The following is a 16,984-nucleotide window of genomic DNA, read 5'->3' on the forward strand; positions in this document are numbered from 1 at the left end:
TGGGGGGGAGAATTTTAAGTTTATTTATCTAGCTTCAATTTTAGAATGTCTGCGATTTTCTTCGGAATGTCAGTATTGTCATAGAATCCGCTAAACTCATCGGATTGCGGGCCATATGCATATAGCTGGATATCCGCACCAGTATGGTTTAAGCTAGTCCAACCAACATTCGCATAATCACTTACTACTTGATTAATAGCAATAGATGGCTCACTAGCATCTTTAATCGTTTGTACTTCCTCTTCTGTAAGGGATAGATTTGTATATTCCTCAACGACTTCCTTTACATTGGAACGATCTTCATTTAATTGGGCAGCCATATGGTCCCCAGTTGCCGTTACCTCTTGCAAAATATCGGCATTTACTTCCATTGAACCATTAGAGCCTGTTGTCATCCCACCAGTGTCATGGTCACCACCGATTACGACTAGTGTCTTGCCATCCTTTTTCGCAAAGTCTAGCGCTACTTTTACCGCTTCTTCAAATGCTTCGACATCAGACATAGCCCATGCAGCATCATTATCATGACCTGCCCAGTCAATCTGGCTACCTTCTACCATAAGGAAAAAACCATCCTTATCTTCGTTTAATACATCAATAGATGCTTCAGTCATTTCTGCAATGCTAGGCTCCTCTGTTTCCCCGCGATGTAGCTCAGGAGCAAGGGCATCATCGGCAAAGAGACCGAGTAATTTTTCGCCATCCTCTACATCAATATCTGTTCCATCCTCTAATTGATCACGTGTCTCCACATATGTAAAATTAGCTTCCTTCGCTTCTTCTAATAGATTTGCCTCTTCTTGATTACCACCTTCTGATTCTGGTAGGAACATATTTTTTCCTCCACCAAGAAGTACGTCTACTTCACTGGCAATATATTGTCTAGCAATTTCTGTTTGGTTATTACGATCATCTACATTGGCAACAAAAGAAGCTGGAGTCGCATGAGTTATCGTAGAAGTAGCTACTAACCCTGAAGATTTCCCTTTTTTCTCCATTGCATCTAAAATCGATGTTAGTTCATTACCTTCTGCGTCGAGACCAATAACACCATTATTCGTTTTTTCTCCAGTAGCCATGGCGGTACCAGCAGCTGCTGAATCTGTAATATCAGAGTTTGCAGAATTGGTGGTATATAACCCTTTTAAATGGTCATCCCAAACTGCTTCCTCTCCCTTGTAAGCACGGTAATTGGATGCATAGTCTGGACTGAACCCATCTGGAATCATGTAGATGACGTTCTCTATCTTCTTTCCACCTTTTCCCCATCCATTTCCTTTACCTGGTGAATCGGGCTTGTCCGCTAAAACAGGAATGCTTACTGCAGATAAAACAAGGCCTGTACTAAGTGCAATCGCACCAATCTTCTTGAACATTCTTTACCAACTCCCTAAATATTTTATTTTGCTTACAGTTACAAAATACTAGATGAATGTTGATAAACTATTAAATTCTAGTAAAGCTTTAATAAAGAAAAGTCCTACTAAAAATCTATGAGAATCCTACTTGTAATCATTGTTTTGTGGGGATTCTATTACTTAGGCACTAGATAAGAGCTCTCCATGTTAGGATTAACGAGTTTCACGGCGTTGTGTGGAGTTTGGGTGGTTTGAACTAAGATAGAGGGAGGCATCACCTTCCGAGCAAGCTCTAGTTGCACTGATTATAAATGCCATTTTGAGCTAGGTATTTGGTGTAAATGGCTCTTACACCAATTTTAAGTTCCGTTTTGATCAGGTACCTCATCGAAAATGGCTCTTACATCGATTATAAGTGCCATTTCAACCCGAAGTCTTGATGGAAATGGCATTTAAAACGGATTTCTTCATTCGGTATGGCTACTTTCCCCCATAGAACAACCCGAACTCTTTAAAGCCCGGGTTGCTACCACTACTTTTTATCTGCTAGTTTTATTGCCTGCTCTAATACTTGATCACCTTTCATCATTCCATAGGCGATCTGATCGATTACTTCACATTGGATACCAAGTGGTTCTACCTTTTCTTTAATAGATTTTTCTAGATAGCGAACCTGTGGCCCGATCAATACCACATCTAGGCCATCTAAATGATTTTGCAATTCGGATTCGGCTACGGCATTTATTTCTGCTGAGATCCCTTTGTCTTCTGCTGCTTTTTTCATCTTGTCGACTAAAATTGAGGTGGACATACCTGCTGAACAAATTAATAAGATTTTCATTTATTTCGCCTCCAATTGATACATTTTTTCGTACATATCGATCATTTCAATGGCTAAGTCCTTCACCGTCATTGCGGTCATCAAGTGATCCTGTGCATGTACGAGAATGATAGGAACATCGCTATGCTTACCACTTGCTTCATCCTGCAATAGCTGGGTTTGTTCATGATGCGCTTTCACGAATTCACTATTTGATTCTTCTATTTTTTCTTTGGCTTCATAGATTTTATTTTCCTTCGCTAATTTAATAGCTTCCATCGCTAAGGAACGAGCATTTCCTGCATAAAGTATGATGGTAAAGGAAAGGGTTTGTAATTCTTCGTTTGCTACTGTCATATTAATCCTCCATTCTTTTCTTTAATGTTTTCACTCCTGCTAGTATAAATGGAATATAGATGATAATCCCTATCGCTATATTAAATAGCTGTAGCACTACTCCTCGCCAGCTTCCTCCTGTTACGAGATAACCACTTAAAATAGGTGGTGTCGTCCATGGCAATAAAGCTACTGTTTTTGGCACCATTCCTGTGTACATGGCGAAATAGGTGATGATTGTTAAAATAACAGGGACTAGCACAAATGGAATAAGCATAATCGGATTTAATACAATGGGTAGACCAAAGATAACTGGTTCATTTATATTAAATAAACTTGCTGGTGCGGAAACCTTTGCTACCTCTCGATATGGATGCTTCTGTTGATTCCGCACAACCATGAAAATGGCAATCAATAACGCAATTGTCGTACCTGATCCTCCCATAAAGACAAATGCATCAAGGAATGGTTTGGTAACGATATTCGGAACATCGTAGGCAGAAACCCCTGTTTGGAATAAGCTCAAGTTTTCCTCTACTAACGGAATATAGATAGGCTCGATGATCGAACCAATAATATTCGTACCATGCAATCCAAAGAACCATAAAATATGATTCAATAATGCGACAATAAGTGCTGCTGGCAAGGAATCACTTAACCCTTGGATTGGCTTCTGTATCGCTGTAAAAATAACTTCAAAAATACTTGTTTCTGCTAACACCATCAACAATGCTTGACATAAGCCGACGAGTATTAGAATAATCATGGTTGGAACCAAGGCTCTAAATGATTTGGTTACACCAGATGGTACACCTTCAGGCATTTTGATAGTCAATTTTTCATTGGTTACAAGTAATCGGAATAATTCAGTTGTTAATAATGCGACAATAATTCCAACAAAAAGACCCTGGGTTCCGAGCCAGTTCATGTTCAAACCAAAATCCGCTGTGACCGGAACGAGCATGATATAGGATGCTGAGGAAATGAGCGCAGCAGATAGACGATCAACTTGATAGCTTTTTGCTAAATTATAAGCGATTGTGAACGATACCAAAAGACCTAATACAGCAAAAGTACCATTCCAAATACTCCCTCCTACCTGCTGCCAATTTCCATCCCCAAAGATCGAATTCATCCATGTGACAAATTCAAAATTCCCAAATGGAGGGAAATTGTTCACAAGAATAGCCAACGAACCAATAATAACGAGAGGCATTATGGCAACAAACCCATCACGGATTGCTACCAAATGTCGTTGTGAACCAATTCTCCCTGCAATTTCAATAAACTTTTGCATAAACTTATTATTCATATTTACGAACCCCTTTTCTTCGCAAATTGTGGTAAATATTCTTTATGTGCCTCTAACAACTCGTCTAACAATGGCTGTATTCGCTTCTCATCTTTTATTAACGGGTTGGCTAGAAAAGCTTGATAGGCCTGATGATAGTCACCAGTAATACTTGCAGTAATGACAAGCTCCTCAAATGCCTTCATTTGTAAAATGTCGCCTTTCACGGCTGCTGGCAAGGAACCAATCGTAACAGGTTTAGGACCATTATTCGTTATCACACAGTTCGCTTCGACAACCGCATCATTTGGCAAATCCTCTATCGCCCCATTATTAAACGTATTGACGGTTTGTATATCCTCTTTATTGTTATAAATCGAGTCCATTAAGCTACAGGCTACATCACTATAAAAAGCTCCGCCCCTTTCCTCTAATTCCTTTGGCTTCACCTGCAAATCTGGATTATCGTAAATAGCAAACAACGCCTTTTCTAGCTCCTGCACGACTTGTGCCCTTGTTCCATTCTCTTGAAAAGCCTTCACATCCTTCGCAAGCACCTCTTTTGTTTGATAGTAATACTGGTGATATGGATTCGGTAATAATTTCAAACTATTCACAAATTCCTTCGTCCAGCCTAAGCTCACAATGTTTGCGGGGGAATAGTTTAGATCCTCACTCGCTAGGCTTGTTAACACCTCATTTGTCCGATCATGCCCATTCACATATACCTTTTGACCGAAAACAAAATGGTTTAGACCGACAAAATCGATTCTGACCTGATCGGGATCTGCATCTAAGATCTCTGCAGTGGAATGGCGCATATTATAAGGAATGTTACAAACACCAATTACTTTTTTGTGTGGGGAATGTTTTAATAATGCTTCGGTTACCATTCCAGCTGGATTCGTAAAATTAATCATCCAAGCATTTGGACAAATTCGGTGAACATCCTGTGCTATTTCTAATAGCACAGGAATCGTACGAAATGCTTTGAGAATACCTCCAGCACCATTTGTTTCTTGACCAATAAAGCCATGGCTTAATGGAATGCGTTCATCCTTCTCCCTAGCCTCTAATCCACCAACACGAATTTGGGTAGAAACAAAGTCTGCATTTTCTAGTGCTTTTTTTCGATCGAGTGTCCAAGACAATTTGATTGGTTTTTGCGCTTTTTCGATCATTCTTTCCGCTAAACGGCCGATAATTTCTAATTTTTCTTGACCGTCCTCTACGTCCACCAAAACAATTTCCGTCACTGGTAATTGATGATGACGTCGAATAATTCCCTCCATGATTTCAGGTGTATAGCTAGAACCACCACCTATAACGACAACTTTTAAAGACATATTCATTCTCCTTACGTTTCAAAATGTGTACACTATGATGATATTGACTAAAATGTATCATACAATTAATACAAAGTAAACAATTTTTCTTAAATTTGTTACTACATTTGTTATTAGTTGTATTAATAATGAATATTTAGTAGAATTGTTATAACCAATTTAAAGGATGGAAGGAACGGCTATGGATAAAAAACAATCATTACATTCCCATATTAAAAATGAATTACTCACCCGCATTAAAAGAGGCCAATATCAAAAAGGGGAAAAGATACCAACAGAATTGGAATTGTGTAAGGATTTTGATGTGAGTAGAACAACGGTAAGAGCGGCTTTAAACCAACTAACATTGGAGGGTTATTTAGAAAGAGTGCAGGGAAAGGGTACCTTTGTAGCAGATAAAAAAATACATCAAACACTCTCCCAAACGGTAAAACGGTATATTGATCAAATGGAGGTCCAAGGAAAAACCGCTGAAATTATTCTAATCGATTTATCGGTTGTACCAGCAACTTCCTCGATTCAAGAAACCTTAGGTATTCCGCTAAATGATCCTGTTCAGAAAATCGAACGTATTCGAAAAGCTAATGGGATACCAACTCAATACGAAATCTCCTATATCCCATGGAAGGTCGCGCCAGGGGTTACGAAAAAGCAAGCAGAAACCTCTTTATATCGTGCACTAAAATACGATTTTCAAGTTTCGATTGCTAAAACAACAGAACATATGGAAATGGCTTTATCTGATGAAAGTATCTCCTATTATTTAGACTCGGAAATGGGGCTTCCTTGCTTCTATATCGAAACAGTGGCAGAGGACAGGGAAGGCAACAAAATAGAATATTCCCAGTCGTATTTTCGAGGGGATAAAACCAATTTCGTTATTGAGCGATTTTATCCTGAAGAAGAAGGTGATGACTATTAATATTTTATTTAATGCCGATGACTTTGGATTAACGAAAGGGGTAACAGATGGGATCGTCCAAGCCCATCTAAATGGGTGCATATCTTCTACTACCTTAATGATGAATGGCATGGCAACCGATTATGCAGTTCAATTAGCAAAGAAGGTTCCATCTCTAGATGTTGGGATTCATTTAGTCCTAACATGGGGAAAGCCTGTTCATCCTGATGTACCGGGCCTAGTGGACAAAGATGGTTCTTTCAAGTTTACAAATCGTTATCAAACAGAAGAACCTCCAAATCCGGAGGAAGTAAAAAAGGAATGGCGCGCTCAGCTTGATGCCTTTTTAGCGACAGGGCTTCCCTTACATCATATCGACAGCCACCATCATGTTCATGGCTGGGAGCCTTTAAAGCAAGTAATTTTAGAGATCGCTAATGAATACAAGGTTCCCGTTCGATATGTTGATTCTTTACAGGATCATCCGGAAATTTTGCTTACCGATTCCTTATGGTTAGATTTTTACGGGGATGGTATCTATCACGAGCTATTTGGAGAATTAGAAAAAACAGAAGGAAAGTCGATAGAGATCATGACACATCCTGGTATAATGGATGAAGATTTAGTAAGTGTAAGCTCCTATACGAAGGAAAGAGAGAAAGAGCTTGAGATTCTTTGTTCACTCGAGAGCCCAGGTTGGGCAAACGTGCTTTAATTCATACTATAACGATCAAAGCCTTGAAATATGGGAATAGGTCTGGACTTCATTTTTTTCTCCAATTTTATTCATTATAATTAAGTCTGCGTTCATTAATGTACCCAATCATGTATAATAAGAAGATTCGGACAGTTATTATTTCTGATAAGGTGGAGATAGTTTATGTTAAAAGACGAATATGAATGGGTAAAACAAACAAGACAAGTTTTATTAGACCAGTGTAAAGAATTGAATGAAAATGATTTTACAAAAGAATTTGGATTTGGTTTTCAAAGTATAAAAGATTCTTTAGTTCATGTGGCAGGTTGTTATCATGCTTGGCTAGGTTCTTTTGTGCTTTTAGAAACGACATCACCGCTATTAACAAAGGAAGTAATTAGCGAGATGCAGATAGGAGATATTCAAGGCTATTTTCAACAAGCGGATAAATATGTAGATACTGTCATTGAAAAATTTCGCAATAATTTTGGTGTTATTATTGAAAGAGAGCTCGCTTGGAAAGTAGACAGTGGAGCTGTAAGAAAAACGCCACACCAATTACTAATGCATTCCATTACGCATGAATACCATCATAAAGGACAAATTGTAGCGATGCTACGGCTACTTGGTTATATTCCTAATAATACAGACATATTGGGGCTACCTGAAAAGGAATTTGCTACTGATGATAATTAAAAGAGGCTAACTATATAAAGTCAATAGTTAGCCTCTTTATTTTTTATGACCCGGGTCTTTTCCCCTCTTCTAACACTCTATTAATCTTCTCTATTAATTGTGGCAACTCCTCTATCGAGTAAATGGTATAATTCGCTCCATTATCGATAAAGCGTTTTTCCGTTTTAGAGATAATAGTTGCTTTTTCCTCATCAGAAAGGCCGTGAAATTCGTCATAGCTTAACCCCATTTCAGAGCTACCAATGATAACCCCAACAGACCAAGCTCCTGCATTCACACCCTCTTTTATATCAGAGGTTGTATCTCCTACTTTGACTACCTTCCATGGAGCGGTTAGTTTTAATTCTTCCATGTTACGGTATATCATATAAGGATAAGGACGACCAAAGGAGCTTGTCCCATCAGGAGTGATATAGTAATCCGGTTGATAGCCTTTATTACGTGCATATGGTACAACAATGTCCATCATTGATTGCGTATATCCCGTTGTCGAACCAATTTTTAATCCTTGTTTCCGTAAAGCTTCTACTGTTTCTACCACCCCTGGTAATGGATCTGTATACTCCTTTAAAGAGGACAAAAGTGCAGGTTCAAATTCCCCGTACAGATTTTCTACATCTTGTTCGTTAAAGGCACGCCCAATTCTTTCTTCCCATAATGTCGAGATTCTTGGCATTGACAGCATTGCACGGATATGATCGATTTTTAGCATGCCCATTGGTGCTCTTGCTTCTTCCATTGTTACGTCAATGCCTACCTTTTGAAAAATATCGATGAAGACATGGACAGGTGCAAAACAACCAAAATCAACAGCCGTTCCTGCCCAATCAAGGATAACTCCTTCTATCTGATTTGCTTTCATTTCACTCCAACTCCCTTATAATGTTCGATTATTTCCGTTAATTGTTTTATATCCTCTTCATAAATCTCTCCGATGTTTCCGATGCGAAAGGTTTTGGCATTGGTTAGCTTTCCTGGATAGAGAACAAAGCCTTTTTCCTTTACATAGTAATAAAAGTCTTGAAAATCAAAGGCTTCATCTGGAAACAAAAAGGTTGTAATAATCGGGGATTGTTTCTCTTCTGAAATATAAGGCTGAAACCCTAAAGCAGTTAGTTTCTCTCGTAACAATTGATTATTTCTCTGATAACGCTGGAATCTTGCTGGGATACCACCTTCTTCTACTAATTCATCAAGCGCTTTGGAAAAGGCTGCTACAACATGGGTTGGTGAGGTATAACGCCATTTACCATCCTTATCCATTACCTTCCATTGATCATATAAATCAAGAGAAAGGCTTCGAGCGTTCCCTTCACAGGTCAACAATTTATCAAGCTTCGCAATTACAAAGCCAAAGCCAGGAACTCCTTGAATACATTTATTGGCACTACTCACTAGGTAATCAATCTCCAGTGAAGACACATCGATTTCCATCCCACCAAAGCTACTCATGGCATCAATAATTAAAGTTTTATCGTACTCCTTGGAAAGTTTGGCCACCATTTCAAGTGGATTTAATATTCCTGTTGTTGTTTCACAATGTACCATCACGAGGTGTGTAATTTTTTGGTCTTCCTCTAATATTCTTCTTATGTCTTTTTCGTTTGGATATTGATCATAATTAACGCGATATTGCCGGTAGTTTATTCCACCGCATTCCGCTATTTGGACAATCCGCTCTCCATAAGCACCATTTGTGATGATCAATGCCTTCTCATTCCGCTTGATCGTTGAGATCATCACAGATTCGACTGTAAAGGTACCGCTCCCCTGCATCAACACAACAGTATAATCATCTTTCTTTCCCACCGCTAAATCTAACAGTTGAGCTCTAATTTTTTGCGTAATCTTTTTATAATCATCATCCCAGGTGCAACGGTCAAATAGCATTTCCTCTTTTATCGTATTGGTTGTGGTTAATGGACCTGGGGTTAAAAGCTTGTATTCATACATATCCATGACACTCCTACTTTCTTATTTTGCTGCATTAAAGAATTTCTGATGCTCTTCTAGTAGCTCTACCGTTAAGGATTGATTAAATTTCTTTGGATGTGCTGGTTTGTTTTCAGCTGTTACTACTTCTCCCTCGTAAAGGGCAACGGGATAATAGGTTAATAGCTCTTCTCTTGCATCCTGAATAATCACTTCTGCCATTTCCATCGCGAGCTCTGTTGTAGTGGTATCCTTATCCACAACCGCAATGGATTCTGTTAAGGAAAAGTTCCCTTCGATTGGATCGACATAATCAATCGGTGCCCCTGCTTCCTTGGCCTGTACAGCTTGATGTCTTAGTCCAAATCCTGCGACAACTTCCCCTGCCTTTACTTTTTTAATAGGGCCAGATCCTGAGCTTTCCAAATGTGGACCAACATTTTGGAGTAAATCCTGAAGAGTCCCTTCCCCTTCCTCTTCTCCATATTCACTGATAATAGCTTGAATAAGTAACCAGCCTGTTGAGGAATCAAAAATATTCGGAATAGAAACTAGACCGCTGTATTCCGGTTTTACTAGATCCTTTATAGATTTTGGCATCTCTAGCCCTTTTTCCTTGAGCATTTCGGTATTAACAAAGATAGATCCTGTAATCGATAGAATCGGTGTATAGTAGGATGGATATTCTTCTAATGCGGTCGTTTCAAATGATAAATCCTTAAACATATCATGCTGATGTTGAGCACTTTCAATAAAATAGGAGCTCATCGTCACTAAATCTGCTTCGATTTGATCCCCTTCTGCTAATAGTTTTCCTCCCAATTCAGAGGTTCCTAAGGTTTGGAGCACATATTGTCCCTCATATCCAGCGCTATCTAAGGCATTACCTACTGCCGTAACAGCTTCTTCATCTCCATTCGTATAAATAACTACTTGCTCCTTCCCATTCGCACTATTACTACACGCTGATAAGACAAAAACTATGCTTAGGATAAGCAATATAAACCTTTTCTTCATTGTAAATCTCCCTTTCTTTTTAAGAATGAATGGCTCGCCTTTTCTGTAAAAAGTCACAGATTAGCTTTACCAATAGATTGGTAATAAAGATGAGTATAGATAAAACAAATATTTCATTAAATTTAGCAAAATGCTGAAGGTCTTTAATTTTGCTTGCCACAACGGTTGTTTGAGCAGAAACTAAAAAGATAATGCCACTAATCGTGACCATTGCATTGATAAAGTAATAGCTCATCATCTCGATAAACGTGGATAATGAATTAGGTAAAATAACTCGATAAAGTGTCTTTAGCCAGCTATCTCCCAACAATTCTGCTGTTGTTTCCCAAGAGGGATTCATCTTCAATAAAGCATTTTTCGCCATCAAATAAGGTGTCGTAAAATAGTGAACAATATTACATAATATAAGAATGATCAAGGTTCCTTTTAAACTACTATTATTAAAAAACAATAGATACGATAAACCTAACACCATACCAGGTACTGTATTGGTAATCATGGACAAAACATCCATCGAAGACCTCCATTTTAATGAGGTTCGGGCATTTAAAATCGCCGAACTGTAGGCGATACAAGCACCTAAAACAGCTGTAAGGATTGCGACAATAATCGAATTTTTGTAAACACTAATTAGGTTGCTTGATTCGAATATATTGATAAAATGCTTCCAAGTGAACGTTAAGTCATACGGATAGCCGTTCATAAATGGGACGATAAACATCACCATAAACACAGAAATCATTCCCAGAATAACAATAGCTGAGAGAAATCCGCTAAACAAATCTCTTCCTCTATTTCTGATAGATTCATTATCCGTGAATTGATCATAATGGTAGTTAAATCTCTCTAGATAGTTTAAGAGCCAAACCCCAAACACTGCTGGCATTAGCATGAGAATGGCAATAACTGCTCCATGGTTAAAATTAGGAAAGGATCCAAGCATCACTTGATACAATTGGGTTGCCACAACGTTATAGGTGCCACCAATAGAAGCTGGAATTCCAAAATCAGTAAAGCTCAGAATAAACGAGAGTACAAAGGCGCCTCCTAAGGTCCCTAATAATGGTCGGAAAATGGTATGGATAAAGCTCCTTAGAAACCCATCTCCCATGAGCTTGGAAACAATCATATACTTTTTGTCGATATACTGAAACGAATTGTTAATCAGTATAAATGCGGCAGGAATAGTATAAATAACATAGCCGATTAAGAGACCATTAAAGCCATAGATTTCAAATAAATCTTCTCCTCCTAATTTCGTGATCAAGCCTTGATTGCCAAACGTATAAATAATCGCAAATCCGTATGTAATGGTCGGAAGTAACATCGGAAGAAGCACACCAATTTTAATGGCAAGCTTTAACGGACGATAAATTCTTGTACAGTTAACCGTGTATGCTAGAATAAAAGCAAGAATCGTTGTAATGACTGCTGTTAAAGCTGCAATTTTCATACTATTCCAAACGGACCCTACTAATTCCGAATTGGATAGGACTGCAAGATAATTAGCTATTCCTAACCCATTGCCTGTTTCAAAGGAGCGAATAAATAAAATAAGAAGTGGGACGATTAAGAAAACCGCAAATAAGACGCTAAGCACTACAAAGATAATTTTCATTTCTTTTTTGGTATTAGACATTTTGTTCACCAAATAGCTCGAATATATTTTGCCTTTTAATCTGAAGCTGCTTTAGAATAAATTCCTCCACAAAAGGATTGCTTGGCTGATGGATGATTTCTTGTGGTGTCCCATACTGTGAGATGCTCCCATTATCAATAATCAGAATTTTGTCGGACAAGGTTAGAGCCTCTTCAGGGTCATGTGTGACAATAATCGTTGTCAGCTTAAACTGTTTTGCTATCGATCTAATTCTTTCCTTGATCGATTCTTTTATGACACCATCTAATGCACTCATTGGCTCATCTAGCAATAAGACTTTAGGCTTTGTCACTAATGTTCGAGCAAGGGCCACTCTTTGCTTTTGACCACCCGACAATTTGTCTATTTTCTTGTTTAAGTGTGGCTCTAATTCAAGGAATTCAATATATTCTTGGATCTCCCTCTCTGTAACTAACCCTTTTTTGCGCTTCCACCCATAGGTAATATTCTGATAAGCATTTAAGTGAGGAAATAGAGCATAGTCTTGAAAAACAATATTAAATCCTCGCTCCTTCATCGAAACATGACTGATATCGTCCTCGTTAAAAGTGATTTTTCCACTATTCATGTGGGTTAATCCTAATATAATATTTAATAAAGTAGTTTTCCCACTACCACTTTGTCCTAGTAGGGAAACAATTTCACCAGTTTGAATTTCTACACTAATATCTGATAACACCACTTTATCGTCGAATTGTTTACTAATATTGTGCAATTTAAGCAAATTGCTCACCTCCTGCAATTTGATAACACTTGCTTTACCACTTCTCTGGTTACCACTTAGTATAAGGGTTGTTTGTAAATTTAAATCCCGGTTCTCGTAAATTTTGCGTAAATTATGAATAAATCTATACCAAATTGTGCATAGTTTATGATTTAATTAATATTAAATGATGCATAATTTTAGGTGAGGTGAATACATGTTTCCTTTAGAAAGACAAAACAAAATGCTGGAATTATTAAAGCTAAAAAAAGTATTAAAAATGACAGAATTAAAAGAAGAGCTAAACATCTCAATGGATACACTTCGAAGAGATATTCAATCACTTGTAAAACAAGAAAAAGTAGAAAAAATATATGGGGGTATCAAATTAAAAGAATCTCATTTTGGGGAATCGTCGATGGAAGAGCGAATGGTTAGTAACCTGCAAGAAAAACAGAGTATTGCCTACACCTGTAGCAAGTTCATCCAAGATGGTGACTGTGTGTTTCTTGATAGTGGCTCCACCACCTATCAAATAGCAAAATTCCTTCAAAACAAGAAAAAACTAACTGTGATTACTAACTCTTTTCCTGTTGCACTTGAGCTATTAAATAGTGACATTGAGCTTATCATCATTGGTGGAAAGGTTAGAAAGGAAGAGAGATCGATAGTTTCTTATGAGTATTTATTTAATTTTAGCCAACTGAATATACAGAAGGCATTTATTTGCGCAAGTGGGATAACGCTAGAGAAGGGTATTTCTGACTATAATGTTGAAGAGGCAATAACCCGGAAAAAAATGATCGAGTTATCATCAGAAATCTATGTAGCAGCTGATAGCACGAAATTCGGGAAAGATGTAACAGTTGGAATTGCTCCACTCTCTGAAATCGATCACATCGTTACAGACCAAAATGTGGATAAAACATTTACTCGTGCATTTGAACAGATAAATACTAATCTCATTATATCTCCAATATGTAACTGAACCGGCGTTCTTACTGGGCGCTTTTGGTTTTTAGGGTGCTTTATTTTACTCTTGACCTTGGAGCTTACTCCAATGTTATGGTTGTATGGGAGGCTGGTTATATGAAAATTAAGGAGTTTGCTCAGAAATATCGAATGCAAGCTGATACAATTCGTTTTTATGAGAAAGAGAACATATTGAAGCCAAAAAGACGAGAAAATGGTTATCGAGAATATGATGAAGAATGCGAAAAACAGATACAGCTTATCATCGTGTTAAAGGAGTTAGGGTTTACATTAAAAGAAATACAACGATTACTTATACTTAGAAACGAAGCAATATCAACCAGTTGTAACAATTCCACAGTTTCGTTATTAGATGAAAAGATAATAAATCTTGAGGAAAAAATCCAGTTTTATCAGCAAGCATTAAATGTAGTGCAAACACTTAAAGAACTAGTAAAAGAGGAGAAATACTTAGAAAATAAAGAGGTTATTGAAGAATTGATATTACTATTTTTTAAAAGTGTACACGAAAGGGGAATGTAATGACTATCAATCAAGTGGTTCGCACTGAAAACGGAGTGGCCTTTGCAATTTCTTTCTATATTTATACACAGTTGGACTTTCCAATCTGGTTGTTTTTTGTACTTTTATTTATCCCCGATATTACAATGATTGGTTATGCAATGAATAAAAAAATAGGTGCAAATGTTTATAATTTGGGACATAGTTTTGTGTTGCCTCTACTTTTAGTAATCTGTTACTTCCTCTTTTTCAATGAATATTTACTTCTAATTAGTATCATCTGGATGGCTCATATATTTATGGATAGATTATTAGGTTTTGGCTTAAAATATCAAGAGTCTTTTAACAAAACACATATACAGAGGCTTTAATGGGAACGAGTTTCCAAAAATTAGATTCCTTCCATATGCCAAAACGGTGACCAAGCAGACGCCCGATCACCGTTTCCTTTTACAAATCTATTTCTATCGTCTCTTCCCCTGCATTTGCAGACACTTTCTCATACCCAGGCACTTCTACATGATATGACTGATTGAATCCCGAAGTTGTGACAGTAATCCTTTGCCCTTGACGAATAGCCGAAACAGTACCGATATATTCCCCTTGTGCATTTACTAAGTTTTGTGTCACCTTCTTATCATTATCTAACCTATAAATCTTAAAGGTCACCCCATCTATATAATCGTAAACAGGTTTTTCCTCACTATTACCAACTGGTAAAATCGTATTTGGCCTTACGAATAATGGTAGGCTGAAGTAATCATATTTTTCTTTAATCCATGTGCCACCTTCCACTACTTCCCCTGTTAATAGGTGTGTCCATTTTCCTTTTGGTAAGTAGAAGGAACCTATGCCTTCTTCATTAAAAATCGGTGCTACTAAAACAGAGTCACCAAGCATATATTGTCGATCTAATGTTTCACAAAGCGGATCATCTGGGAATTCCAGCACCATCGAACGCATCACAGGTATTCCTGTCTTGCTGTTTTGTACGGCTTGTTCATATAAGTATGGCATTAAGCTGTTCTTTAGCTTAGTAAAATGACGCGCTACGTCAACTGCCTCTTCATCAAAATTCCATGGCACACGATAGGAGGAGCTTCCATGGAAACGGCTATGGCTGGATAGCAATCCAAAGGCAGTCCAACGTTTAAATACATCTGGTGTTGCCGTATTTTCAAAGCCACCAATATCGTGACTCCAATAACCAAAGCCGGAAGTGGTTAACGATAGGCCACCACGTAAGCTTTCAGCCATTGCGTCATACGTGGAATCACAGTCTCCACCCCAGTGAACAGGGAATTTTTGACCACCTGTTGTCGCCGAACGTGCGAAAACAATCGCCTCTTCTTCCCCTTTTTCTCGTTTTAATAAATCAAAGACGACATCATTGTATTGATACGCATAATAGTTATGCATTTTTTGTGGATCGGAACCATCATAATAGACAACATCCGTTGGAATACGCTCGCCAAAGTCCGTCTTGAAGGAGTCCACTCCCATATCCAGCAATGCTTTTAGTTTTTCTTGGAACCAGGCACACGCGTCAGGGTTGGTAAAATCGACAATCCCCATTCCAGCCTGCCATAGATCCCATTGCCATACATCTCCATTCGGTTTTTTCAATAAATAGCCTTTCTCTGCACCTTCATCAAACAGTGGTGATTTTTGCGCAATATATGGGTTAATCCATACACAAATTTTTAACCCTTTGTCTTTTAAACGCTTCAGCATCCCTTCTGGATCTGGGAAATTACGACGATCCCAAATAAAGTTACTCCATTCAAATTCCTTCATCCAGAAGCAGTCAAAATGGAACACACTTAGCGGAATACCTCGCTCTGCCATCCCATCAACAAAGTGATTCACCGTTTCTTCATTATAGTCTGTTGTGAAAGAAGTCGACAACCATAAACCAAAGCTCCATGCTGGAGGTAATGCTGGCTTACCAGTGAGCTCTGTGTAGCGACTAACTACTTCCTTTGGTGTTGGCCCATTAATAAAATAATAGTCTAAGTATTCTCCCTCCACACTAAACTGAGAGCGAGAAACAGTTTCTGACCCTAATTCAAAATTAACCTCCTCCGGGTGATTGACAAAAATCCCATATCCCTTGCTACTTAAGTAAAACGGAATATTTTTATAGGATTGCTCCGAGCTAGTACCACCGTCTTTGTTCCAAATATCGACACTTTGCCCATTTTTCACAAACGGAGTAAAGCGTTCGCCTAAACCATAAAGATGCTCACCAACTCCTAAGCGAAGCTGTCCTCTCATATAAGTCTTATCCTCCGGTCCTTCGATCCATGCAAGTCCTTTTCCATCGGCATCTGTTAGATTACCTGCTGCATTTTTAAATGACAAGGAAAAGTCCTTTTTCGTAATAGAAAGCTGTAAGCCTCCACTCATAAAATGAACGGCATCCTCTTTTTCCTCTAGTTCAATCTCCTTCGTTTGGTCTAACACTTCGAATTGAGGATATCTTGCTTTTCCTCCTTTAAAATGCCATGTCTGCACGCGAATCACGTCATCTACTGGGGCAGAGATTTTAATCGTCAGTAATGGACCATCTAGTGTATCCCCACGGTGATTTAAATATTTACACGGTGCATATAAGGTGACGGCCCCATCGCGCTCCTCTACTTCATGCACGATTCGAGGAAAATGTATTTGATATCCTTCTCTAACTAACCAATTTCCATTTGTAAATTTCATCTGATTGCCTCCTATATT

The 16,984-nt window shown here is 38.1% G+C and carries 17 protein-coding genes; 6 read left to right on the plus strand and 11 right to left on the minus strand.

Features of this window, described 5'->3' with window-relative positions; translation table 11 throughout:
- Positions 1–20 precede the first annotated feature (20 nt).
- The 5 genes from DLJ74_RS03580 to DLJ74_RS03600 all read right to left on the minus strand — a co-directional run bounded on the left by DLJ74_RS03580 (position 21) and on the right by DLJ74_RS03600 (position 5,151).
- Positions 21–1,376: an alkaline phosphatase gene (locus DLJ74_RS03580; protein ID WP_109983387.1), complete on the minus strand. Its 1,356-nt coding sequence runs from the start codon at positions 1,374–1,376 to the stop codon at positions 21–23.
- Positions 1,377–1,890: 514 nt separating this feature from the next.
- Positions 1,891–2,199 carry a PTS sugar transporter subunit IIB gene (locus tag DLJ74_RS03585; RefSeq protein WP_054860795.1) on the minus strand — a complete coding sequence of 103 codons (309 nt, stop codon included), beginning with the start codon at positions 2,197–2,199 and terminating at the stop codon, positions 1,891–1,893.
- Complete coding sequence (locus DLJ74_RS03590; protein ID WP_109983388.1) at positions 2,200–2,535, minus strand: PTS lactose/cellobiose transporter subunit IIA; 336 nt, start codon at positions 2,533–2,535, stop codon at positions 2,200–2,202.
- Between the two features lies 1 nt (position 2,536).
- Positions 2,537–3,826: a PTS sugar transporter subunit IIC gene (locus DLJ74_RS03595; protein ID WP_181397422.1), complete on the minus strand. Its 1,290-nt coding sequence runs from the start codon at positions 3,824–3,826 to the stop codon at positions 2,537–2,539.
- Between the two features lie 2 nt (positions 3,827–3,828).
- A complete protein-coding gene (locus DLJ74_RS03600; RefSeq protein WP_109983389.1) occupies positions 3,829–5,151 on the minus strand; it encodes a 6-phospho-beta-glucosidase in 1,323 nt (440 codons plus the stop codon).
- A gap of 181 nt (positions 5,152–5,332) precedes the next feature.
- Here DLJ74_RS03600 and DLJ74_RS03605 point away from each other — a divergent pair, with 181 nt between their 5' ends.
- The 3 genes from DLJ74_RS03605 (at position 5,333) to DLJ74_RS03615 (ending at position 7,445) form a co-directional block, all read left to right on the plus strand.
- On the plus strand, positions 5,333–6,073 hold the full coding sequence (locus DLJ74_RS03605; RefSeq protein ID WP_109983390.1) for a GntR family transcriptional regulator: 741 nt from the start codon (positions 5,333–5,335) through the stop codon (positions 6,071–6,073).
- On the plus strand, positions 6,063–6,767 hold the full coding sequence (gene chbG, locus DLJ74_RS03610; RefSeq protein ID WP_342767713.1) for a chitin disaccharide deacetylase: 705 nt from the start codon (positions 6,063–6,065) through the stop codon (positions 6,765–6,767). Before DLJ74_RS03605 ends, chbG begins: the two co-directional genes overlap by 11 nt.
- A gap of 165 nt (positions 6,768–6,932) precedes the next feature.
- Positions 6,933–7,445 (plus strand): DinB family protein, encoded by a 513-nt coding sequence (locus tag DLJ74_RS03615; RefSeq protein WP_109983391.1) that lies wholly within the window; start codon positions 6,933–6,935, stop codon positions 7,443–7,445.
- A 43-nt stretch (positions 7,446–7,488) separates the two neighbouring features.
- Here DLJ74_RS03615 and phnX read toward each other — a convergent pair whose 3' ends face one another.
- From phnX to DLJ74_RS03640, 5 genes are read right to left on the minus strand one after another with little or no spacing between them, the layout of a single operon-like run.
- Entirely contained in the window at positions 7,489–8,307 is an 819-nt protein-coding gene (phnX, locus tag DLJ74_RS03620; protein WP_109983392.1) for a phosphonoacetaldehyde hydrolase, read from the minus strand.
- Positions 8,304–9,398: a 2-aminoethylphosphonate--pyruvate transaminase gene (gene phnW, locus DLJ74_RS03625; protein ID WP_109983393.1), complete on the minus strand. Its 1,095-nt coding sequence runs from the start codon at positions 9,396–9,398 to the stop codon at positions 8,304–8,306. Before phnW ends, phnX begins: the two co-directional genes overlap by 4 nt.
- A 21-nt stretch (positions 9,399–9,419) precedes the next feature.
- Positions 9,420–10,394: an extracellular solute-binding protein gene (locus tag DLJ74_RS03630; RefSeq protein ID WP_109983394.1), complete on the minus strand. Its 975-nt coding sequence runs from the start codon at positions 10,392–10,394 to the stop codon at positions 9,420–9,422.
- 19 nt (positions 10,395–10,413) lie between these two features.
- Positions 10,414–12,033, minus strand: a complete 1,620-nt coding sequence (locus tag DLJ74_RS03635) for an ABC transporter permease subunit (protein WP_109983395.1) — start codon at positions 12,031–12,033, stop codon at positions 10,414–10,416.
- The gene (locus DLJ74_RS03640; RefSeq protein WP_109983396.1) at positions 12,026–12,778 is read right to left on the minus strand and encodes an ABC transporter ATP-binding protein; all 753 of its coding nucleotides are present in this window, start codon (positions 12,776–12,778) and stop codon (positions 12,026–12,028) included. The genes DLJ74_RS03635 and DLJ74_RS03640 overlap by 8 nt, the downstream gene beginning before the upstream one ends.
- Positions 12,779–12,974: 196 nt before the next feature.
- On the opposite strand from DLJ74_RS03640, the gene DLJ74_RS03645 reads away from it, so the two are divergent.
- The 3 genes from DLJ74_RS03645 to DLJ74_RS03655 all read left to right on the plus strand — a co-directional run bounded on the left by DLJ74_RS03645 (position 12,975) and on the right by DLJ74_RS03655 (position 14,622).
- Positions 12,975–13,745, plus strand: coding sequence for a DeoR/GlpR family DNA-binding transcription regulator (locus DLJ74_RS03645; RefSeq protein WP_109983397.1), 771 nt, complete (start codon positions 12,975–12,977; stop codon positions 13,743–13,745).
- 101 nt (positions 13,746–13,846) lie between these two features.
- The gene (locus tag DLJ74_RS03650) at positions 13,847–14,272 is read left to right on the plus strand and encodes a MerR family transcriptional regulator (protein WP_109983398.1); all 426 of its coding nucleotides are present in this window, start codon (positions 13,847–13,849) and stop codon (positions 14,270–14,272) included.
- Positions 14,272–14,622 carry a DUF4260 domain-containing protein gene (locus tag DLJ74_RS03655; protein ID WP_109983399.1) on the plus strand — a complete coding sequence of 117 codons (351 nt, stop codon included), beginning with the start codon at positions 14,272–14,274 and terminating at the stop codon, positions 14,620–14,622. The genes DLJ74_RS03650 and DLJ74_RS03655 overlap by 1 nt, the downstream gene beginning before the upstream one ends.
- A gap of 79 nt (positions 14,623–14,701) precedes the next feature.
- Here the strand turns inward: DLJ74_RS03655 and yicI are convergent, their stop codons facing one another.
- Positions 14,702–16,966 carry an alpha-xylosidase gene (yicI, locus tag DLJ74_RS03660; protein ID WP_109983400.1) on the minus strand — a complete coding sequence of 755 codons (2,265 nt, stop codon included), beginning with the start codon at positions 16,964–16,966 and terminating at the stop codon, positions 14,702–14,704.
- Positions 16,967–16,984 lie beyond the last annotated feature (18 nt).

Origin of the sequence: Gracilibacillus dipsosauri (genome assembly GCF_003176895.1) — a bacterium.
GTDB classification, from domain to species: Bacteria; Bacillota; Bacilli; order Bacillales; family Amphibacillaceae; genus Gracilibacillus; species Gracilibacillus dipsosauri.